This is a genomic window from Pseudomonas sp. FW300-N2F2 (assembly GCF_017351655.1).
Lineage (GTDB): Bacteria > Pseudomonadota > Gammaproteobacteria > Pseudomonadales > Pseudomonadaceae > Aquipseudomonas > Aquipseudomonas fluorescens_AA.
Map to the genome: position 1 here is coordinate 2,557,620 of NZ_JACNDQ010000001.1, position 22,429 is coordinate 2,580,048.

Consider the following 22,429-nt stretch of genomic DNA (forward strand, 5'->3'; position numbering starts at 1 on the left):
TTGGCGCAAGGCCCGGCTGTGCGCTCAAACGATATCGTCGATCAGGATGTGGCGCTCGCCGCGGCTGCACTGCTCGATCCGCGCTTCGACCTTGTAGACCTGGCGCAGCATCGACTCGGTAATCACCTCGGCGCTCGGGCCGCTGCCCTGGGCGGTGTTGTCGGCGATGACCAGCACTTGGTCGGCAAAGCGCAGCGCCTGGTTCAGATCATGGATGGCAATGAACACAATGACCTGGCGTTTGCGCGCCAGGGCCCGCATGAAATTCAGCACCTGGACTTGCCGATGCATGTCCAGGGCGCTGGTCGGCTCATCCATCAACAGGATTTCCGGTTCGCGCACCAGGGTCTGGGCGATCGACACCAGTTGCTGCTGTCCGCCGCTAAGCTCTCCGAGATTACGGAACGACAACTCAGTGATGCCCAGCGCGGCGAGAATGTCGTCCACCAGCTTCAGTTCGTCATCGTGGACGACCCAGCCCGGCGTGAGCTGCTTGCGCGCCAGCAGCACCGACTCGTACACCGTCAACCGGGCACTGGCGTTCAAGCCCTGGGGCATGTAGCTGATGCCCTGCGGTCCCTTTTTCGAGCCCTCCAGGATCACCTGCCCGGGGCCGTCGATCAACCCGGCCATGCGCTTGAACAAGGTGGATTTGCCCGCCGCGTTGGGGCCGACTACCGCTACCACCTGGCCGCCGACAAAAGCTGCCGTGGTCACGCCGTGAATGACCGTGCGCTGGCCATAGCGGGCTCCGAGATTCTCCAGCCGGATCGTTACCATGAGTTTTTCTTCCCGCCGAGAATCAAGGATATAAAGAAGGGCACGCCGATCAGCGACGTCACCACACCGATGGGGAAAATGGCCCCAGGGATCAGGGTTTTGCTTATCACCGAACTGGCGGACAGAATCAGGGCGCCGGTCAGCAACGACGCCGGCAGGAAGAACCGTTGGTCTTCACCGATCAGCATCCGCGCGATGTGCGGGCCGACCAGGCCGATGAAGCCGATCGTGCCGACAAACGCCACCGGGAACGAGGCGAGCAGGCTGACCATGATCAGCGTCTGAAAGCGCAGGCTGCGCACGTTGATGCCGAAACTCGCGGCCTTGTCGTCCCCCAACCGCAGCGCGGTCAAGGCCCAGGCGCGCCGGGCGAAAATCGGCAGGGTGACGAGGATCACCAGGCAGATCACCCCGAGCTTGGGCCAGGTGGCTTTGGTCAGGCTGCCCATCGTCCAGAACACCACGGCGGCCACGGCTTGCTCGGTGGCGAAGAATTGCACCAGCGCCAGCAACGCGTTGAAGGTGAACACCAGGGCGATGCCGAGCAGCACGATGGTCTCGGCGGTGACACCGCGGCGCAGGCTCAGGAAGTGGATCAACAATGCCGACAACATGGCCATGATGAACGCGTTCACCGGCACCATGTAATGCGCCGCCAATGGGAACAAGGCCACGCCAAACGCCAGCCCCATGGCCGCACCGAAACTGGCGGCGGCGGAAATGCCCAGGGTGAACGGGCTGGCCAGCGGGTTGTTGAGGATCGTCTGCATCTGCGCGCCGGCCAGCGACAACGCGGCGCCGACCGCAACGGCCATCAGCGCCACAGGCAGGCGGATGTCCCACATCACCACGCGGACCTGGGGCGAAGCGCTGTCCGGCGAAAACAGTGCGCCGAGCACTTCGTCGAGGCTGTAGCGTGCCGGCCCGAGGGCCAGGTCGAGCAGGACGCTGCAAATCAGCAACAGCGTGAGCCCGCCGAGGATAAGCCGCTTGCGCAGCACCAGGCGTCGGTAGGTGTCACGTTGCATCACCAGGGTTTCGTTCAACGACGTCATGGCTTGTCCTCGGTCTGGTCCAGGCTGACGGCGTAACCCGGCTCATAAGGAACTGGCAGGAACTGCTCGTGCAGTTGACGGAACGAGGCGTCCGGGTCCAGGTCGGCGAATAACGTCGGGTGAAACCACTTGGCCAATTGCTGGATGGCCACGAACTGATAGGGGCTGTTGTAGAACTGGTGCCAAATGGCGTGGAACGCCTGGTCGTCCTGGGCCTTGATGCCGGCGTAGGCCGGTCGCTGGGTGTACCACGCCAGTTTTTTCCTGGCTTGGGCCATGTCCGCCCCGGGGCCGACGCCGACCCAATGGCCACCGGGTGCAAAGGCTTCCCAGTTGGCGCTGGTGACCACCACCTGCGCCGGGTTGGCGACCACCACTTGCTCGGCATTCAACTGGCCGAACGTGGTGGGGATGATGCCTTTGGCGATGTTGTCGCCACCGGCCATTTCGACGAACAGGCCGAAATTCTCGTTGCCGAAGCTCAGGCAGCAATCATCGGTGTAGCCGCCGATGCGTTCGATGAAGACCTTGGGCCGGGCAGGGTGGCGCGCTTCAATGACGTCGGTGACCCGTCGAATCTGTTGGTTGCGAAAATCGATGAAGGCTTCGGCACGGGCTTGCTTGCCGAACAGTTGGCCGAACAGGCGCATGGTCGGCTCGGTGTTCTGCATCGGGTTGTTGCGAAAGTCGACGTAGACCACCGGGATGCCCAAGGCGTCGAGCTTCTCGATGTAGCGCGCATCCTCGGTGGCGTGCTGGGCTTCGATATTGAGGATGATCACATCCGGACGCTGGGAGATGGCCTGTTCGATGTCAAAGGTGCCGTCCTCGAACCCGCCGAAGGTCGGGATCTTGGCAATCCCGGGAAATTTGCGCAGGTAGGCGCCGTAGGTGTCCGGATCTGACTGGATCAGGTCCTTGCGCCAACCGACGATGCGTTCGATGGGGTTTTGCGTATCCAGCGCCGCCACCAGGTACAACTGGCGACCTTCACCGAGGATCACCCGCCTGACCGGGAGGTGGACCTTGACCTGGCGCCCGAGCAGGTCGGTCACGCTGCCCAGGGCAGGGTCCGCCTCGGCGGCCAGGGCGTTGCGGGGCGTCAGCGAAAGAAACGACACACCGAGCAGCCCGGCGAACAGCAGGGCGGCAAGGGTGTGAGGGCGGCGAAAAACGGTAACCATGGTTCATGCCTTTACAAAAGCCGGACCGGACAACGGCGCAAGTCGCCGCCCCGGCCCGCAGGTTTCAGAAATCAACGGTGGCGGATAACAACAGCGTGCGCGGTGCGCCTTGGGAAAACGCGCCATAGGACGCGACCCCCGACCAATAGGCGCGGTCAAAGACGTTCTGCACCGTGGCGCGGAATGTCGTGGGCCGTTCGGCAATGCGCGTGGCATAGCGGGCACCGACATCGAAGCGGGTCCAGGCATCCAGTTCCTGGGTGTTGGCCTGGTCGACGTACTGGCTGGCGGTGTAGATCGCGCCGCTGGTCAGTGTCAGCCCATCGATGCCCGGGGTGTCCCACTCGGCCCAGAGGTTGGCCTGGACCTTGGGCACGCCCACCGGTGTATTGCCGCGGTTGGCCGTCACGCTGGTGCGGGTCAGCTCCCCATCGAGTAGCGTCACACCACCGAGCAGGCGCGTGCCCCGGGCAATCTCGCCGGACAGGTTCAGTTCCACGCCACGGTTGCGTTGCTGGGCCTGGACCGAAAATACCCCGGACGACAATTCACCGCTGGGTTTCTTGATCTGGAACAGCGCCAGCGTGGCCATGAAACGCTCGTAGTCGAGCTTGAGCCCGATCTCCTGCTGGCGGGAAATGTAGGGTGAAAAAACTTCGTCGGCGTTCGTGGCGGCAGCCGGCGCGATGTCGCCCTTGCTCAGGCCTTCGATGTAGTTGTAGTACAGCGCGACATGGTCCCAGGGCTTGGCGACGATACCGAGCAGTGGCGTGGTCTTGCTTTTGTCGTAGGACGGGGTGGCAACGGTGGTGTTGTAGTTGTCCGACTGGATGTTTTGCCGGCGCAACCCGAGGGTGAGTTGCAGGCGCTCATCGAGCATCGACAAGGTGTCGGCCAGGGCGACGCCCGACAGTTCGCTCTCGGAGACTTTTGGCGTGTGAGGTTCGGCGATGTTGGGCCTGGGTCGATCGACCGGGTGATAGATGTTCGAGAGGATGGCGGGGCCGGAAATAATGCCCCGGGACAATTCATCGCGATAACGGCTGACTTGCAGCACCGCGCGGTGGCTGACCGGCCCGGTGTCGAAGCCCAGGCGCGCGCCGGCATCGACGGTGTAGCGTTGGACGTTGAATTTGTAATAACCGGGAACCGATGACGTGTCGCCGGCGGCGTTGATGATGGTCGGGGTCTGGTCGGACATGCGCTCGACCTCGGATTTTCCGCCGCCAGCGTGGGCAAACAGGGTCAGCTGGTCGCTGAGGTCGTACTCGCCACTCAGCAACGCCGATTTGTCCCGGGCCCGGGAGCGCCCCCAGTCCTGGCTGACACTGGTGCGGCCGTTGGCGGCGGAGGGAACTTGCACGCCAGGGGCGATCAGGAAAGGGCGGGAGGCGGCGTCGAATTTTTCATCCTGGCTGATCAGGTCCAGGGTCATGCGCAGGCGATCCCCTTGGTAATCCAGGGACATGGCGCCGGTACCGACGTCTCGGGACTGCTTGTCGATGGCCGTGTCGCCCTGCTGCAGGCTACCGTTGAGCCTGATCCCGAACCGGCGTTCCTCGCCAAAGCGCCGACTGACGTCGAGGTGGCCGCCCAGTTGCGAGTCCGTGGCGTAGCGGCTGGTGAAGCGGGTCAGGTCCTCGTCGAGGGCGCGCTTGGGGACCACGTTGATCACTCCGCCCACGGCGCTGTTGGGCGACATGCCATACAGCAGCGCGGCGGGCCCCTTGACCAGTTCGATGCGCTCGGCGTAATCGGTGAACACCCGGTAATTGGACGCCACGCCATACACGCCGTCGAAAGCCAACTCCCCGAGGTTGCCTTCCCCCAACGGAAAACCGCGGATGAAGAACGAATCGACGATGCCGCCCGCCTGGCCAGTGGAGCGCACCGAAGCGTCGCGTTCCAGCAAGTCGCCCACGGTGGTTGCCTGTTGATCCCTGATCATCGTCGAGGTGTAGCTGCTGACGCTGAACGGTGCATCCATCACATCGGCGTTGCCCAGCAGGCCGAGGCGTGCGCCGCGGGCGACCTGGCCGTTGGCGTCGGTAGGTGGCAGGTCGCTGCTGCGTCTGCCGGCGGCGTCGACGCTGATCTGCGGCAGGGACACCTGGCGCAGCACCAGTGTGTAGCTGCCATCGTCGCGGGCAACCATTTCCACGCCGCTGTCGGCCAGCAGATGGGTGAGTGCTTGCGTTGCCGGATAAGTGCCGGAAAGCCCCGGGCTGACCAGGCCCTCAGTGATCGAGGGCTGGAATGACAAGGCAATGCCGGCGGTCACCGCAAAGCTCGACAGGGCAGGGCCGAGCGGCCCCGGGGCGATGTCATAGGCGCGGGGGGCGACGGCTTCCAGTTGTGCGGGCACTGCGGCGAAGGCGAACGGCCCGGTGACCGTGCTCAACGCAAGGCTCAACAGCACACTGCGCATGACGGGCTTGGACGGACGATCCGGACGCAGGGGCCGCGCAACGAGCATGGATGGATGACCCTATGGACGAGATGAAATGGTTATTCCTTTCTTTGCCAGTTGAGATCAAAAAAAGTATCACCCGAGCAGCAAATAATTTTTGTGGGGTCAGGCCGGGGAAAGCGTCACCCAGTAACCGCTCAAATGACCGGTGACCAGGACCGGGTAGGTTTGCACCAGCATGTTGAGCGTGCGCTGGGTATCGCTGATGGGAAACGCGCCGGACACCCGCAGCTCGGCAATGGCCGGGTCGCAACGCACGAAGCCGCGGCGATAGCGCGCCAGTTCGGCGACGAAATCCGCCAGGCGCATCCTGTCGGCCATCAGCATGCCTTGGGTCCAGGCGCTGGCGTTGCGATCTGTCGGGGTCAACGGGCCGAAGGCCTGGGATGAGAAGTCGGTGCGCTGTCCGGCGTTGACGATGAGCGGCGCGGCCTGGCGAGCCTCGGTCAATTCAATCCGCACCGCGCCTTCGAGTACCGCCAGATGGGTGCGCGATGGCAGTTGGCGCACGATGAACCGCGTACCCAGGGCCTGCATCCGGCCGTCGCGGGTGCTGACCAGGAACGGTCGGGCCTGTGGTGAGGCATCCGGCGCGGTCTGCACCAGGACTTCCCCTTCGCGCACATGGAGGAGCCGCTGGCGGGTGTCGAACAGCACGTCGATGGCCGTGTCGGTATTGAGGGTGAGGTGAGAGCCGTCGGCCAGGGTCAACTCGCGGCGCTCGCCGATGGCGGTGCGGTAGTCGGCGGACCATTGCTGCGATTGCGCCAGTTTCCAACTGCCCCAACCGACAGGCACCGCTGCCAGCAGCAGCGCCAGTTTGCCGAGGGCCGCGCGTCGTTCGGGGCTGCTTGGGCGATCCAACGCCGACATCGCCAATGCTCGTGGCAAGCCGCCGAGCTTGCTTTGCAGCAATTGCGCACGAGACCAGGCCCGGCCGCGCTCGGGGCTGCTGGCCCTCCAGCATTCCCATTCGGCGCGCTCGGTGTCACTGAGGTCGCTTTCGCTCAAGCGCATCAGCCACTCGGCGGCTTCTTCGAGGGCCTTGGGGTCGAGCGGCGGCTCACGGCGACGAGTGAGCATTCATTCCACCAGCATCAAGCACTGCACGAATGCCTGCTTCATGTAGCGTTTGACCGTGATCAGCGAGACGTTCAGCTGTTGGGCGATGTCGTCGTACTTCAGGCCGCCGATCTGCGACAGCAGGAATGCCCGCTTGACCGGCGCCGGGAGGGTGTCGAGCATGGCGTCGATTTCGTGCAGGGTTTCCAGCACCAGAAAGCGCAATTCAGGGGACGGCACTTCCTGGGCCGGTAAATGCGCGAGCGCCTCCAGGTAGGCACGTTCCAGGGCCTTGCGCTGATACCAATTGATGAGAATGCCCTTGGCCACGCAGCTCAGGTAGGCCCGAGGCTGGTCAATGGCCGTGACTTGGGAGGCGAGAATGCGCGTGAAGGTGTCTTGCGCCAGGTCCGCCGCATCCATGGCGTTTCCCAGCTTCTTCTTCAGCGTGTTGTACAGCCAGCCGTGATGGCCGGCGTACAGGTCTTCGATCACGCGCAGATGATGGTCGTTGTTCGCGGGCAGGGTTTCGCTCATGGCTGCGTTTTTTGCAATTGAGAAGTATTCCCAATGCTAAAGGACAACTTGCTCGCGACGCAAGCGGCATCGACTGGGAGCGAGCTTGCTCGCGATAGCGGTGTGTCAGCTTGCGGGGATGTTGACTGTGCCGGCGCCATCGCGAGCAAGCTCGCTCCCACCGTTTTCGGGATGATGATGAGATTTGAGATACATCCCGAATCCCCTGTGGAAGCGAGCTTGCTCGCGATAGCGGTATGTCAGCTTGCGGGGATGTTGACTGTGCCGACGCCATCGCGAGCAAGCTCGCTCCCACCGTTTTCGGGATGATGAGATTTGAGATACACCCCGAATCCCCTGTGGGAGCGAGCTTGCTCGCGATAGCGGTGTGTCAGCTTGCGGGGATGTTGGCTGTGCCGGCGCCATCGCGAGCAAGCTCGCTCCCACCGCTTTCGGGATGATGATGAGATTGAGATACACCCCGAATCCCCTGTGGGAGCTCGGCTCCCACAGTTTTTTTTGAGCGTTCACAGATCAGGCGTCCACCATTGATCCTCTGTGGGAGCTGAGCTTGCTCGCGATAGCGGTACATCAGTTTGCAGAGATGCTGGATTTACCGACGCCATCGCGAGCAAGCTCGGCTCCCACAGTTTTTTGAGCGTTCACAGATCAGGCGTCCACCATCGATCCCCTGTGGGAGCGAGCTTGCTCGCGATAGCGGTGTGTCAGCTTGCGGGGATGTTGACTGTGCCGACGCCATCGCGAGCAGGCTCGCTCCCACCGTTTTTGAGCAAAGCCCTGAACCATCCCTCAGGTGCGCGGCAGGTGCGCCAGCGCGGCCACCAGGGTGTCGATTTCAGCTTCGGTATTGTAGGCGTGTACGGAGGCGCGGCTGACTTCCAGCAAGTCGCGTTGCTGCATGTCGAGCATCGTCGAGCGGAACGTCGATGTGCTGACGTTGATCCGTTTGGCCTGGCCCGCCAGCCATTGCTGGACCTGGGTCGCGCTGCCGTGTCGGTGAGTGAATGTGACGATGCCGGATTGGAGCGTGCCCTGGTCTTGAAGCGTCACCGTCGAAATCGCCGTCAGGCGTTCGCGCAAATGGCTGGCCAGGTGTTGGATGCGCTGCCACATCGGCTCGATGCCTTGGGCCAGAGCGTATTCCACCGCCGCGCCGAGCCCGAGCTTGGCCGCCACGTTGCATTCCCAATTCTCGAAACGCTTGGCATCGCCACGCAGGCTGAACGTGTCAGGTGTTTGCAGCGAGGCGGCATGCAGGTCGAGAAAAACCGGCTCAAGGTTCTGGCACAGGGCCTTTTCGACATAGAGAAAACCCATGCCCCTGGGGCCGCGCAGGTACTTGCGGCTGGTCGCGGCGAGCATGTGGCAGCCGATGCGTTTCACATCGATCGGCATTTGCCCGACCCCTTGGCAGGCATCGAGCAGAAACAGCACCCCGGCGGCCCGTGCCAGGGCGCCGATCTGTTCGACGGGTTGGACCGGTCCGCCGTTGGTGGCAATCACCGGCAAGGACACCAAGGCGACGCGATCATCCTCCAGCAGCGTCTTGAGGGCCGGCAGCGACACCTGGCCGTGCTCATCGTTGGGAATGATCCGCAGCTCGATACCGCGGAGTTTCTTCAGTTGCAGGTAGGGGATGTAGTTGCCGGCGTATTCGGTGGTGGACGTCAGCACCACATCGCCGGGCCGCAGCGGCAATGAATAGAAGGCCATGTCCCAGGCGCGGGTGGCGTTTTCGATTACCGCGATTTCGTCGGGCTGGGCGTTGATCAGGCGGCCAATGGCGTTGTAGACATTGTCCAGCGCCGCGGCCTGTTGCCCGGCGGCCTCGTAACCACCGAGGCGCGCCTCCCGTTGCAGGTGGTTGGTCACGGCCTCGATCACCGGTTCAGGCATCAGTGCCGCACCGGCGTTGTTGAAATGGACCAGATGCGCGACACCGGGCGTATCGGCGCGCAGTTGTTCAACGTTCAAAGGGAAACTCCTTGATCAGTCCCCGGGTGGGGCGGGGCTGGCTTGCAGGCTCGCGGGCCAGTAACGCAAGGCAACGATGGGAATCAGGGCCAACACATAGGCCAGGCAAACGAACAGGTAGGTGTACTGCAGACCGTAGACCTGGCTGAGCAACCCACCGGCCGAGATGCCCGCGATCGAGGCGAATTGCGCGGTGCCCTGGGCAATGCCCAGCACCTGGCCTTGGCGCGCGCTGTCGGCGGATTTCGAGATCAGCGCCATCAGCACCGGCGTGGTAGCCCCCAGCAGCACGCCCCAGATGAAGTAGACGACGACAAAGACGATGGCATTGCGCGTGACCCCCGCCAGGGCGGTCAGGGCGATGCAACCGAGCACGACGTAGATGATGCGGTGCAAGGTGTCCTGCTGGGTACGGTGTTCGAAATAGCGCGACCAGGCGGTGGCCGAGAGGATGAAACCCAGCGCCAGCAAGCCGTAGCATAGGCCGACCACTGAGTTGCTGACGTCGAATACCGAGCTCACATACAAGGAAAATGAGGTCTGTGGCAGCATCCGGGCCAACAGCAGGATGCCCATGACCCACAGCAATGACAGCAATGGCGATCCTTGCCAGACGCTGTCGGTACGGCTGGCTGTCGTCGGGGCCTGGCTGGTCGCGACTTTTTTCACCGGTGGCACGTCCGGCAAGGTCACGGCGGCCACCACCGTGCACACCGCGCACAAGGCCGAGGCAATGATGTTGATCCAGAAGAAGGTGGCGTAGTCGAGGATCAGGCCCCCGACCACCGCGCCGAGCAATGAGCCGACGTTGGTGGATATTTGCAGGATCGCGAACAGCCGCGCCCGTCGCGAGGGGGCCTCGATGCTGACGCCATAGGCCTGGGCCGGGGCGATGTACCCGGCAAAGGCGCCCTGCAGGAAGCGCAGCACCAGGATGACCCAGATATCGCTGCACAGCGCCAGCCCGAGCTGCGTCAATGACAGGCCCGCCAGGGCGCGGATCATCATCAACTTGTGACCGTAGCGATCACCGATACGGCCCCAGAAGGCGCTGGTCAGAATGATGCCCAGCATCGGCCCGACATACACGGCGATGCTGGCGAAACTGAAGACCGACTCCGAGGACGTCAGCCCGCGCAGGTGGACCGGCCAGAACGGTCCGCTCATTTCCATCGCGCCCATGGAGATGAGCTGGATCGCGAATAGAAGGTAAATCAGGATCCTGACGTTCGAACCCTGGATGGCACCTGCGTGGGACATGACTCAGCCTCGGTGGTTAAACGCTCGCAAGCGGGTTGGTCAGCGTGTGCTGTAAACGATAGTTGGAGTACTGCAACAGGTGCATGCGCAGCAACGATCGGGTCGGCCACGGGTCCTGGATGAACGCCTGGCGTTCGGTTTCCCACAATGGCGCGGCGACACGCTCGCGCACGGCTTCGAACGCCGCCTCGGTTTCCTCGCGCAACACGCGCCACAGTCGCGTGTCGTCCAACCCGTACTCCCGTGTCAGCCACAAGGCGATCTCGTGCAGGTGGGTGAGGAACGCCGCGTCGAGCACGAACATGCGCACCGGTTCGATATCTTCCACGAACACGGTCGGCAAGATGCCCGGCTGCACATGAGGTTGCAAGGTGTACCCGCGTTCCTCCAGCAGGGGCGCGTAGGTTCTGCCATCGCCGAAATCGCGGATCAGCAGGCTACGCGCTTTGCCATCGGGGGCAAAGAGCACCATGGTGTTTTGCTGATGGGCTTCGAGCCCGATGCCGTACATCAGGTAGATCGCGACCACTGGGCGGGTGACCACGGCGGCGTACTGCCGGAACCAGTCTTCAACGCCTTGGGCATCGGCCCGAACCCCATCGCGCTCGATCAGGTCGGTAAACAGCGGGCGGCCGCCGGGCAGGCGGGTGAACAACGAGGCCACGGTGATGGGCAGGCAATCGTCGTTGCGTTCGAACGCCGCTCGGCTGGCGCGATAGACCACTGACAGGTGTCGTCCGGGGGCGTCGTCCTGGGTGATCGCGTTGCGGTACCGCACGCCGATCTCTTCCGGGAAGATCTCCAGGCGCTGGTCGAAGCCGTTTTCGGCGGCGAGGATTTTCGTGATCACCGTGCTGATCCGCGGGCCCATGTGGATCGACTTGGCTTGCAGGCTGCGCAGCTCGCTGGTCATCCACACGGCGATGGGCAACTTGATCAGCGGCGCGGTCTCGTCCAGCACCGGCATCATGGTCCGATAGGACATGGTCGGCAGGGTCTGGAGGTCGGGGCCCTCGGTGATCAGGATGCCGGCTTCGATTTCCGCGGCAAAGGTCTTGAGTACGTAGGCCTGCAGATGCCAGGCATGGATGGGCAGCGGCAGCCATTGGTTTTCGTCCAGGCCCTTGGCATTGAGGGCGGCGGTCCACTGCGCCCATTGCGCCGGGAAGTTGCTGGCGAACCAACGGTGGTAGCTGGTGACGTGGGGCATGCTTTCACTTTTGGCCATGTCGGCGCGCAATGCGGCGATGCGCAAGGGGACCTGGGCGTTGAACTCGGGGGACAGTTGTTCGACTTCCGCATCGCTGAGACCTGGACGGGATTTCCAGGTCGGATAATACGGATGGCCTTCCAGCGACCCCCATTGGTCCAACAGGATCGCGGCGTCCTTGGTGCTGGTGTGTTGGCGCAGGTAGTCGGTCAGGCTGGCGAGCCCGTGGCTTTCAGCGGCCTGGGCCAGGCGCGCGTTCCATTGCTGGCGATGCTGGCGGGCGTGGGCATCGTTCATCAGGCTGTTTTCCATGTCCGACTTGAGGCCGGCCACGCCTTCGTCGCTGGGTTCGAAGTCGAAGCTGTCGCGCAGCACGTCCAGCAAGTCCTGATGGCTGTGAATGACTTGGCGTACGCCTTCGTCGGTCAGCAGGACCACGTCACCGTCACTGATCAAGGTGTCGGCGGGGGCCAGGGTAATCTGCGAGAAAAACAGCTGGGCCCGTGCATTTTTCAACGGGTAGGTCGCCTCGCTGCCGTCCGCGGAAAAGCTCAGGGCCGAACGGTCCAGGATGTTCTCGGCAAACAGGCAACGAACCAAGCGTCGCATGGCGTTTTTGCGTGAATAAGTGACCAGTGTCTTGAAGTCATCCATATCGGTATCTGCTCGTCGATGAATAAGGAAGAGGGTGAAGCCAGGTTCAGGCCGAACGCGGCCAGTGGGTCGGGAAGTAGTCCAGCGCCGAGTCGCGCAAGCCTTCCATGTAGGCGATGCTCCACTGCAGGACTTCCTCGATGTAGGGGACTTTCAGTTCGAAACGCTTGGCCATTTCCACCAGCAGGACCAGGCCATAGGCGACGTCTTCATTGAAGGCTCGGCTCTGGCGCTCGATGACATAGCCGGGGCGGTTGCCGTCGGCCGGCACCATGGGCGCCAGGATGTCGTTGTAGGCCCGGTTGGTGCGCAGGATCGATAGCATGCTGCTGCGGTCGCGGATCTGCTCGCCGTAGGCCTCGACGATCTCCTGTTTCAAGGACTTGACCGAGGACAGGTCCACGCCCATGCGCTGGCTGATGACTGCGCACAGGTTCTGGCTTTCTTCATCCATGCGTTCGAGGAAATAGGCGCCCAGTTCCGGACACTCGGTCCACCAGCACAGGCGTTGCGGGAAGATCTTGCGGTGCCACTGGCCGTAAGGGCCGATCAAGCCGTAGATCACCGAGCTGTGCATGATCGGATTGCCCGGGGTCAGGGTGATCTCCAGGTAATGGTCGAGCAGGGTCACGCAAGGGCCGTACAGCCTGCTGAGCATTTGCTGGAGCTGCTGGCGCGACGCCTGGGTTTCCCGGGCGTGGGTGGCGACATACAACTGGCTTTTGCCGCCGCCCATCTTCACCGAGCGTCCGGGTTTCAGGTCGAACGCCGTGTGCGGGACGTCCTTCATGCCCCAGATCACCAGGTTCGGTTTATCCGCCAGTGTGGCTTGGGCCAGCCAGTCGAAACCGCAGAAGCCTGGAATGGCACCGACGTACACCGGCTTGGTCGTGCTCAGGTACGGTGCGATGTCCTGCAGGACCTGCGGCCGGGCATGGGCCGGCACCGTGATGATGACGATGTCGGCGTCCTCGACGGCGACTTTTGCCTCGGTGCTCACCCGGTCCGGCCGCGCGCTCAGCGTCGAACCATCGGGCATCAACGCCTGCATGGGGGGTTGGCGGGCGTGGAGGTCGACGATGTCCTGATTGCTGGTGAGCAGCGACACCTGGACATCAGGCAATTGCTTGAACAGGACGGCATTGAGATGGCCGGTTCTGCCACCGCCGCAAATGGCGACTTTCAGCACGTTCATGAAGAGGCGTTCCTGTGTGGGTGGAGGGTCATGCGACGCTCAATTGCAGCGGCGCAGAACTGGATTCCAGCCATTGGGTCTTGCCCAGCCAGCCGTCCAGTTGCACGGCGACGCCTGGGTCGAGCAAGTCGCGCTCTTGCAGCCATTGATCGTCGAATACGGTGTGCAGGTACTTCTCGCCGCCGTCGGCGATCGGGACCACGACATTGCCGGTCAGCACACCTTTGTGAATGAATTCCAGGGCCTTGAAAATCGCCCCGCCGGTAGAGCCGCCTACCAGCAGCCCCAGGTTGCGAGCGATATAACGGGCGGTTTCGAAGGCTTGGGAATCGGTGACCTGGACGCCCAGGTCGATGCAGCTGTAGTCGAGCACCAGGCCCACGGTGTCGCCGGCCGGGGTACCGGTGCCGGATTGATAGTACGGGTAGCCGGGATGACCGAAGACAATGGAGCCAGCGGGTTCCACGGCGACGGTCACGGTGTCGGGGTTGTGCAGTTTCAGCCCGCGGGCGATGCCGGTCATCGAACCGCCGGTGCCGACACAACCGACGTAGGCGCCGACCTTGCCTTCCACCTGGGCAATGGTTTCGCGGACGAAGTCGCTGTAGCCGCCGGCATTGGCGGCGTTGTCCGACTGGTTCATGAACACCGCTCCCGGGATCTGTTGCGCGAGTTCGGCGGCCATCCGTTGGCGCTCGACTACCGCGACTTCATCCTCGCGATAATGGCCGGCGACAAATCGAACGTCGGCGCCCAGCGCTTTCATGACGGCGATCTTGTCCTGGGCGGCATGGTGGTCGACCACGGCGATAAAATGCAGGCCGAATTCGACAGCGGCCATGGCCAGGCCGATGCCGGTGTTGCCAGAAGAGGACTCCACGACCACGCCGCCGGGCTTCAAGCGTCCGGACTTGAGCGCGGCCAGTACCATGTTCCGCGCCATGCGGTCCTTGATGCTGCCGCCGGGGTTGTTCTTTTCAATCTTGAGCAACAGCCTGGCATTAGTGTCGGGTATATCAATGCCCAGCATGGGGGTATTACCGATCAGGTCGGAAACTTTATTAAGTATCATGTGAAGTACTCCCTTTAGCAGTCAGGTGAAAACGCGTAGTGGCCTTGTGTACAACAAGTCGCCATTAATCGACGGGGTAGGGGGTGACGATGGAATTCGTTTTCCAGCAAATCCATCTGATAGCCGGCGGTATTGGCGTAGATCAATAAGTCGCCGGGCTGGGGTAAACATTCGAAGTTGATAAGGCGATAACTGATGACGTCATCATCCAGACAACTATGGCCGGCGATGTATGCTTGAGTCGGGTTATGGGGCGATTGCGTTGCGCTTATCAAGATGGGATCGACCAGATATTCAGACGCGAACCAGGTTTCACACGCGCTGAAACTACTGCCCTCGACGAAGATCACGGTTTTATTGTCGGCCAGCTTTTTGGTGCAGGTCACTCGAAATACCGAGATGGCGGCTTGATCCACCAGGCTTCGACCGGGTTGCAACGACAAGGTGATATTGCGTGACTTTAAGTAATTCGCTATCGAACGGCCGGGTGAATGATCGGATTCCAGGAAAAGTTCCAACCACTGGCTGGCTGTCAAACTGCCGCCATAGGGATAAAACGACTCGGGCACTGAATGGTTGTAGTAATGACCGGGTTTATTGTCGTTCTGCAGAAAACTGTTATAGATCTCGGGATCGACATAACGAATAGGCAGCCCTCCACCCATGTCGATCATGCTCGGAGTCAAGCCCATCTCGTGCGCCGCCTCGACAAAGGCGGTCACCTCTCGGAAGGCCTGTACCCGGGTTTCGTACCCGTAGCCGCCCAGATGGAAATGGAAGCCTTCGAAGTGAAAATGTTCGCCTTCTTCGGTCAATTGTCGCAGGCACTCCAGCAAGTCATCGGTGCCCATTCCGAAACGGCTCGCCAGGCAGTTCTGCGGCCGGTAACGCAGTAAAACCCTGGCCTGTAAGGGAGGGCGCGTGGCTTTTACCAGCGCTTTGAGATGAGCGAATTCTTCCAGCGAATCCACACAGATCAGTGAGCCAGCCTCTACCAGTGCCCGGTGGAAAACAGCCGTTTTGGCCGGCCCCGTTGCGCACAAAAGCGCTCCCGGCGTGCCGGCGCGCCGGGCCGCATTCAGTTCGTGAATGCTCGATACATCGACGCCGATACCCAAATCTTCTGCCGCGCGAAGCAGGCATTGGGACTTGTTGGCTTTGGCGCCATAGAAGATGACGTGATTCACGTCGTATTTCTTCAACACGCTCTTCAGCGCCGTTGTATTGGCTTTAAATGCATGGGGCCACATCAGGTTCAGGGGTGATCCATGTTGTGAAACAAGTTCTATAAGTCTTTGTGAATGATCATGAATAAATTGTCCGATCGCCGGGTCGAGTAGGGGTGTCAACAGTGTGGGTTGATGCACTTTGGTTCGGTTGTTGGATGTTGGCGTAGAAACATTAGGCATAGTTAACCCCTGGCGTCGAACATGCCATTTTTCATAGTTCGACAACCGCTGTTGTCGAGGCGGATATAAAACGTCCGTTTCAGGCTTAAGAAATTTCCGTGTTTGGCGGTGTAAGCCAAACGAAGCCTGAAGATAAAATCATCAGGCCGGACGTAATAAATATTTCATAAAGCACGGCATAAGAAACCCATTCCCTAAGGTTTATCCGAAGCGCGGAGCAGCCGCCATCGACGGATGGCGCGTCCGTGTTAAATAGCCAATGAATGGCATTCAAATGACATCACCGCTATGCACTTCCTGTGATGACAAAAACTTCCTTTGATGATTGGCTTGCATCAGCTCGATGGCGAGAACCATATTGCTAACGCGAACGATTATCAAGTAAGGTTTTCAAAAATTTTAAATAATTACTCGCTGAACGAGCGTGCATAAGCGCTTGTTTGCAGGTGCTTGTAAGCGTTCTTGCGCAGTTGAAGAAGTACCTTAATGCCTTGATGGAAAAGGAATTAAGGAGCGCTGGAACAGGCCGCAGCCGAGACCGGGATTTCCCTGCCTGAGGTACATGAAATTTTCGCTGATCACCACTGACGCATACCCAGGAGAGCTCCATGACAACTGAACGCCCCCATACCGTCGCCACGCTTCCCATCAGCTACCTGTTCGTTCCCGGCAACCGCCCCGAACGGTTCGCCAAGGCGGTCGACGCGACACCGGATGCGATCATTCTCGACCTCGAGGATGCCGTTCATCCCGACAGCAAAGCCGCGGCTCGAGCGGCCATTTGGGCTTGGCAGGAAAGCGTGCCGAGTGTTGCTTGCCAGCGCTACATCCGCCTGAACAGCGTTGACAGCACCTTCCTGCGCCAAGACCTGACATGGCTGGGAGACATGCGCTATCCCGAGCGTTGCGCGGGGATTTTCTTGCCCAAGGCGCAGTACGGCGAGGCCTTGTGCCAAGTGGTCGAGCAGTTGTTGGCGTGGCAGCCCGAGTTGCAGATCGTCGCCATCATCGAGACGGCCAAGGGCTTGCAGCAGGTCGAGGCGATTGCCGGCATTGCCGGGCTGTCGCGCCTGGCGTTCGGTTCGCTGGATTTTTCCCTCGACATCAACTGCAGCCAGGTGCCCGAGGCGTTTCTGTTCGCCCGCAATCGGATCGTGCTGGCATCGCGCACGGCCGGTTTGCCTGCGCCGATCGATGGTGTGACACCGGCCATCAGCGACCTGGCGATGGTCAATCACGATGCGCATTACGCAAGGTCCCTGGGCTTTGGCGCCAAGCTGTGTATCCATCCCGCGCAATTGAACACGGTCCAGCGGGCTTTCCTGCCCAATGCGGGTCAGCTGGCCTGGGCCGATCGCGTGATGCGTGCCGTGGCCAGCGGCTCCCATGCGGTGCAGGTGGACGGCGAGATGGTGGATCTGCCGCTCATCGAACATGCCCAGCGCCTGCTGGACGTGGCCAGCCTCTACGCGGTGCCCGCCAAGGCGGACGCCTGCTGAACCCGCTGCCGACCAGGAGATTCGCCATGGAACACCAGGGTTATCAGATTGCGCTGCGCCCGCTGTGCGAAGTGCTGCAATCGGAGCACGTCGATCCGGCCAATGTGCAATGGCTGCGGGAGTCGATCATCCGTGCCGGGCATTGGCTGGAACCGATCATCGTCGAGCGTTCGCGAGGCATCGTGATGGACGGCAATCATCGCTTCAACGCGGCGTTGCAATTGGGCTTGAAGCGGGTCCCGTGCATCCAGCTCGACTACGCGGATCCGCGGGTGTGTGTGCGGCATTGGCAGACCGGCAAGGCGTTCGAGGTGGCGCGGATTTTCAGCACCATCGCCCGGGGCGAGCTGTTCCCCTACAAGACCACGCGGCACGCATTCGACCCGGCCCTGCCCGTCGTCGCGATACCGCTGGAGCGCCTGTATGCCTGAGGGATCCGGCGCAGTCTGAAAAATAATCCCCAGGAGGTGATACTTTTCCGCAGGTCGACTGGCAATAGGAGTGATTACCATTTTCTCTCGTTGGAAAGGATCCTTAAGCCATGTCTGTTGCACGTCGACCTTGTGGTGAGTCTGCGTTATCTCTCGCGATTCGTAACGCCACGCTGAGTTTCATTCTGGTCGCAGGAAGCGCCACCGCCTGGGCGGCAACCCCCGAACAGGCGCCTGCCGCCGATACAACCCAGGACGCCTCCACGGGCAACGGGCAAGGCTTGACTCTTGACGCCACCACCATCAGCGGCACCCACAACGACCCAGGCGCACTACCGCCCGTGCTGGCCGGCGGTCAGGTGGCGCGCGGTGCACGCTTGGGGATGATGGGCAACAAGGACGTGATGGACACGCCGTTCAGCGTGACCAGCTACACCGAAAAGACCCTGGCCGACCTGCAAACCGTGACCGTGGCCGACGCCCTGCAACGAGACCCTTCGGTGCGCTCGACGGGGCAGGTGGGCGGCATCGTCGATTCGTTTTTCATCCGTGGTTTTCCCATCGGCGAGGGCAACCTCGGCGAGTTGGCCTACGACGGCGTATACGGCGTGGCACCCAACTATCGGGTGTTCACCGACTACGCCGAACGGGTCGAAGTGCTCAAGGGGCCGGGTGCGCTGATGTACGGCATGTCTCCGAACAGCGGGGTGGGCGGGGTGATCAATATCGTTCCCAAGCGTCCGTTGGACGAAGACCTGACGCGCTTTACCGGCAGCTACGCGTCCGATTCACAAGTGGGCGGGCACCTGGATGTCAGCCGTCGATTCGGCTCGGAAAACCAGTTCGGCGTGCGCTTCAACGGCAGCCTCCAGGGTGGCGACACGGCCATCGACGACCAGGAACGCGAGCTCAACATCGGTGCTATCGCCCTGGATTATCGGGGCGAGCGTTTGCGCTTGAACCTCGACTTCATCAGCCAGAAAGAAAGCTTTGAGGGTGCCTCGCGGCCCTTCACTGTCGCGCGTGGCGTTGAAATTCCATCCGCCCCCAACGGTCGTACCAATGCTTCACAGAAATGGGGTTGGTCCGACACCAAGGAACAGTCGGCGTTGCTGGGTGGCGAATACGACCTGACGGACGCGGTCACGGTGTTTGCCCACGCCGGTGGCGGTCGTTCGGACGTCAAGCGAATGTCCGACCAGGTGCCAGATATCATCAATAGTGCAGGCGATATCAGCAACAGGCCGGGGTACTACAAATTCAACGTGGACCGTTCGACAGCCGACGTGGGGATCCGCGGGATATTCGACACCGGCCCTGTCAGCCACACGACCACGCTGATGGCGAGCACTTATCAGGATGAGCTGTCCCGGGGCATCAACCGGGGGGCAGATATCCCCTCGAACATCTATCACCCGGTGGACGTGCCCAAGCCGGCCATCAATGCACCCAAGGTGCTGCGGGTTTCCGAGTCGCAATTGTCCGGTTTCGCCTTGACCGACACCTTGTCGGTACTGGATGACCGTCTGCAACTGTCCCTGGGGTTGCGCCGGCAGAACGTCGAGTCACGCAATTACAGCGAGACTGGCTCGGTCAGTTCCCGTTATGACGACAGTGCTACGACCCCGATGGTCGGCGTGGTGGTCAAACCCTGGGAGGACGTGTCGCTGTACTACAACTATGTCGAGGGGCTGAGTAAAGGTGACGCCGCGCCAGCCAACGCGAGCAATCCCGGCGAAACGTTTGCACCTTATGAATCCAAGCAGCACGAGATGGGCGTCAAGTACGAGCACGGCACGTTCATGACCACCTTGGCGCTGTTCCAGATCGAGAAGCCCAGTGGCGAACTCGGTGCGAACAATGTTTTCTCGGTGCAGGCCGAACAGCGCAACCGTGGCGTGGAGCTGAGCGTGTTCGGCGAAGTGGCCCCCGGCACACGCTTGATGGGTGGCGTGACATTGCTCGACGGTGAGCTGACGGATTCCGCCACCGCGGCCAACCGTGGCAATAAGCCGGTGGGTGTGCCAGACGTGCAAGCCAACCTGTGGGCCGAATGGGACACCCCGTGGGTGGAAGGCTTTACCCTCACCAGCGGCGCGATCTACACCAGCAGCCAATACGTGAACCAGGCCAACACCCAGGAGCTGGATGCCTGGACCCGTTTCGATGCGGGCGCTCGCTACGCCACCAAGATCGAAGGTCGACCGACGACTTTCAGGGCCACGGTCCAGAACGTCTTTGACCGCGAGTACTGGTCGGGTGTCGCCTCGTACGGTGCCTTCTCTCCAGGCTCGCCGCGCACATTGCAGTTGTCGGCCACGGTGGATTTCTGAGGCATGGCGAGGGGTGGCTCTAGCACAGGGTCACCCCTCTCACTTTTCTTTCCCGATCTCTTCTATATAAGGTAATGCTGTTCACTTAGGAAAAACGATGAACCTGTGGCCAGACAAACCTTAAGCGAACAGCATTATTGGCCTTTGGCAGGCAGCCCCATTTTCGCCAGCGTCAGCGTTTCATCGGCGCGCCCCCAGCCACCGTCTGCCACCTCTTCGACCAGGACCATGGTGAATGGACGGACCCCTTCGCCGAAGTATTCGACGAACATTTCCGTGGTGCGATGGATGATCTCTTCCTTGCGGGTGTGGTCCAGGATTCCTTCGGGAAATTTGTAGTTGGCAAATGGCATGGATCGACTCCGTAGGTGTGAAAGATTCGCCAGGGGCGATGGCCCCTGGCGCGCATCTTTCTCCTTTATGCCCGTGGAATAAATCCTTCTGGATTGGCATCTGAATTCAACGTACGTGAACAATCGGCCGCTTGGACTCAGTGCGAATGACGCGGCTCGCCACTGCGGGCGATCACGCGCAGATGCAGCGTGGCAGGCTCCAGGCATCCCCCGGTGGACAATTGCCCGACCAGTTGCCGGTACAGTTCCTGCCAAGGCGTTTGCGACGGTGGGATGTTCGGTGTCCATTCGAGTCGGCGCCGGGCCATCTCTTCGTCGTCGATCAGCAGGTTCACGGTGCGTGTATTCAGGTCCACTTTCAGCCGGTCGTTGGTTTGCAGCAACGCCAGGCCGCCGCCCACGGCTGCTTCAGGGGACATGTTGAGGATCGATGGGCTCGCCGAGGTGCCGCTCTGGCGACCGTCGCCCAGGCAGGGCAGGGAGTCGATGCCCTGTTTGATCAGCGCGGCCGGTGGGGCCATGTTCACCACCTCGGCACTGCCGGGGTAGCCCACGGTGCCGACACCGCGAATGACGAGGATGCAGCGCTCGTCGATGTCCAGCGCCGGATCGTCGATGCGGGCGTGGTAATCCTCCGGTCCTTCGAACACGATGGCCCGGGCTTCGAAACTGTTCTCGGCACCGGGCTCGGAGAGGTAGGTCTTGCGAAACGCTTCGCCCACCACCGACATCTTCATGATCGCGCTGTCGAAGAAATTGCCGCTGAGCACGATGAAGCCGGCGCGGTGCTTGAGCGGGGTGTCGAAGGGATGGATCACGTCGGCGTTGCTGGTCAGGCTGCTGCTGACGATTTCGCCGATGGTCCTGCCGCTGACCGTGGCGCAGTCTTCGTGCAGGCGTCCGGCTTTTTGCAGTTCGTGCATGACCGAGGGCACACCGCCGGCCCGATGGAAACCTTCACCCAGGTACTTGCCCGCGGGCATGCAATTGACCAGCAGCGGCACGTCCTCGCCAATCCGTTGCCAGTCATCCAGGCTCAGTTCGACGCCCATATGCCGGGCGATGGCGATCAGGTGCGGCGGGCAGTTACTCGAAGCACCCAGGGCCGAGGCGACGGCGATGGCGTTCTCGAAGGCCTGGCGGGTCATGATCTGTGACGGACGAATGTCTTGCAGCACCAGCTCGCAGATGCGCTTGCCGGTGGCATAGGCCATTTGCCCGCGCTCGCGATAGGGCGCCGGAATGCTCGCGCAACCGGGCAGCGACATGCCCAGGGCTTCGGCCAGGGCGTTCATCGACAAGGCGGTGCCCATGGTGTTGCAGTGACCCACCGATGGCGATGCCGCAGTGGTCATTTCCATGAAGCCTTCGTAATCGATCTCGCCGGCGGCCATCAGGTTGCGCGCATGCCAGAGCACGGTGCCCGAGCCAATCAACTCGCCCTTGTGATGGCCGTCGAGCATCGGTCCGCCGGACAAGACAATGGCGGGCAAGTCGGTGGTCGCCGCCGCCATCAGGCAGGCAGGCGTGGTCTTGTCGCAACCGGTGGTGAGCACCACGCCGTCCAACGGGTAGCCGTGGAGGATTTCCACCAGCCCCAGGTAGGCCAGGTTGCGGTCCAGGGCAGCGGTGGGGCGCCGTGACTGTTCGGCGATCGGGTGCACCGGGAACTCCATGGGGATGCCACCGGCGTCACGGATGCCGGCCTTGACCCGTTGGGCCAGTTCCAGGTGATGACGGTTGCAGGGGGTCAGGTCGCTGCCGGTCTGGGCGATGCCGATGATCGGGCGTCCTGATTGCAGCTCTTCGCGGGTCATGCCGTAGTTCATGTAGCGTTCGACATACAGGGCGGTCATGTCCGCATGAGCCGGGTCATTGAACCATTGTTCGCTGCGCAGGCGGCGTTCAGGCGTGTCACTCATGATTCATGTCTCTCTTGTAATTGGATGAA

Annotated in this window: 17 protein-coding genes; 3 read left to right on the forward strand and 14 right to left on the reverse strand. The window is 61.7% G+C overall.

Features of this window, described 5'->3' with window-relative positions:
- Window positions 1-24: 24 nt before the first annotated feature.
- From J4E63_RS11200 to J4E63_RS11255, 12 genes are all read right to left on the reverse strand, one after another.
- Complete coding sequence (locus tag J4E63_RS11200; RefSeq protein WP_207281989.1) at window positions 25-780, reverse strand: ABC transporter ATP-binding protein; 756 nt, start codon at window positions 778-780, stop codon at window positions 25-27.
- Window positions 774-1,835, reverse strand: coding sequence for an iron ABC transporter permease (locus tag J4E63_RS11205; protein ID WP_207281990.1), 1,062 nt, complete (start codon window positions 1,833-1,835; stop codon window positions 774-776). Before J4E63_RS11205 ends, J4E63_RS11200 begins: the two co-directional genes overlap by 7 nt.
- The gene (locus J4E63_RS11210) at window positions 1,832-3,019 is read right to left on the reverse strand and encodes an ABC transporter substrate-binding protein (protein WP_207281991.1); all 1,188 of its coding nucleotides are present in this window, start codon (window positions 3,017-3,019) and stop codon (window positions 1,832-1,834) included. The genes J4E63_RS11205 and J4E63_RS11210 overlap by 4 nt, the downstream gene beginning before the upstream one ends.
- A 64-nt stretch (window positions 3,020-3,083) precedes the next feature.
- The gene (locus tag J4E63_RS11215) at window positions 3,084-5,495 is read right to left on the reverse strand and encodes a TonB-dependent receptor (RefSeq protein ID WP_207281992.1); all 2,412 of its coding nucleotides are present in this window, start codon (window positions 5,493-5,495) and stop codon (window positions 3,084-3,086) included.
- Between the two features lie 99 nt (window positions 5,496-5,594).
- Window positions 5,595-6,572, reverse strand: a complete 978-nt coding sequence (locus J4E63_RS11220; protein ID WP_207281993.1) for a FecR domain-containing protein — start codon at window positions 6,570-6,572, stop codon at window positions 5,595-5,597.
- Window positions 6,573-7,088, reverse strand: coding sequence for a sigma-70 family RNA polymerase sigma factor (locus tag J4E63_RS11225; protein ID WP_207281994.1), 516 nt, complete (start codon window positions 7,086-7,088; stop codon window positions 6,573-6,575).
- Window positions 7,089-7,877: 789 nt separating this feature from the next.
- Complete coding sequence (locus tag J4E63_RS11230) at window positions 7,878-9,062, reverse strand: aminotransferase class V-fold PLP-dependent enzyme (RefSeq protein ID WP_207281995.1); 1,185 nt, start codon at window positions 9,060-9,062, stop codon at window positions 7,878-7,880.
- Window positions 9,063-9,077: 15 nt separating this feature from the next.
- A complete protein-coding gene (locus tag J4E63_RS11235) occupies window positions 9,078-10,322 on the reverse strand; it encodes an MFS transporter (RefSeq protein WP_207281996.1) in 1,245 nt (414 codons plus the stop codon).
- Window positions 10,323-10,338: 16 nt separating this feature from the next.
- Window positions 10,339-12,186 carry an IucA/IucC family siderophore biosynthesis protein gene (locus J4E63_RS11240; protein WP_207281997.1) on the reverse strand — a complete coding sequence of 616 codons (1,848 nt, stop codon included), beginning with the start codon at window positions 12,184-12,186 and terminating at the stop codon, window positions 10,339-10,341.
- A 46-nt stretch (window positions 12,187-12,232) separates the two neighbouring features.
- On the reverse strand, window positions 12,233-13,381 hold the full coding sequence (locus J4E63_RS11245) for an NAD/NADP octopine/nopaline dehydrogenase family protein (protein WP_207281998.1): 1,149 nt from the start codon (window positions 13,379-13,381) through the stop codon (window positions 12,233-12,235).
- Window positions 13,382-13,409: 28 nt separating this feature from the next.
- The gene (locus J4E63_RS11250; RefSeq protein WP_192260732.1) at window positions 13,410-14,453 is read right to left on the reverse strand and encodes a PLP-dependent cysteine synthase family protein; all 1,044 of its coding nucleotides are present in this window, start codon (window positions 14,451-14,453) and stop codon (window positions 13,410-13,412) included.
- A gap of 14 nt (window positions 14,454-14,467) precedes the next feature.
- Window positions 14,468-15,862 (reverse strand): alanine racemase, encoded by a 1,395-nt coding sequence (locus J4E63_RS11255; RefSeq protein WP_207281999.1) that lies wholly within the window; start codon window positions 15,860-15,862, stop codon window positions 14,468-14,470.
- A gap of 608 nt (window positions 15,863-16,470) precedes the next feature.
- Here J4E63_RS11255 and J4E63_RS11260 point away from each other — a divergent pair.
- The 3 genes from J4E63_RS11260 to J4E63_RS11270 all read left to right on the forward strand — a co-directional run bounded on the left by J4E63_RS11260 (window position 16,471) and on the right by J4E63_RS11270 (window position 20,125).
- Window positions 16,471-17,361, forward strand: a complete 891-nt coding sequence (locus tag J4E63_RS11260; RefSeq protein WP_060742737.1) for a CoA ester lyase — start codon at window positions 16,471-16,473, stop codon at window positions 17,359-17,361.
- A 26-nt stretch (window positions 17,362-17,387) separates the two neighbouring features.
- The gene (locus J4E63_RS11265) at window positions 17,388-17,792 is read left to right on the forward strand and encodes a ParB N-terminal domain-containing protein (RefSeq protein WP_060742736.1); all 405 of its coding nucleotides are present in this window, start codon (window positions 17,388-17,390) and stop codon (window positions 17,790-17,792) included.
- A 110-nt stretch (window positions 17,793-17,902) separates the two neighbouring features.
- Window positions 17,903-20,125 carry a TonB-dependent siderophore receptor gene (locus J4E63_RS11270; RefSeq protein ID WP_207282000.1) on the forward strand — a complete coding sequence of 741 codons (2,223 nt, stop codon included), beginning with the start codon at window positions 17,903-17,905 and terminating at the stop codon, window positions 20,123-20,125.
- Between the two features lie 134 nt (window positions 20,126-20,259).
- Here the strand turns inward: J4E63_RS11270 and J4E63_RS11275 are convergent, their stop codons facing one another.
- Together J4E63_RS11275 and J4E63_RS11280 are read right to left on the reverse strand one after the other, a co-directional pair.
- The gene (locus J4E63_RS11275; RefSeq protein ID WP_207282001.1) at window positions 20,260-20,478 is read right to left on the reverse strand and encodes a tautomerase family protein; all 219 of its coding nucleotides are present in this window, start codon (window positions 20,476-20,478) and stop codon (window positions 20,260-20,262) included.
- A gap of 137 nt (window positions 20,479-20,615) precedes the next feature.
- On the reverse strand, window positions 20,616-22,400 hold the full coding sequence (locus tag J4E63_RS11280; RefSeq protein WP_060742734.1) for an IlvD/Edd family dehydratase: 1,785 nt from the start codon (window positions 22,398-22,400) through the stop codon (window positions 20,616-20,618).
- Window positions 22,401-22,429 lie beyond the last annotated feature (29 nt).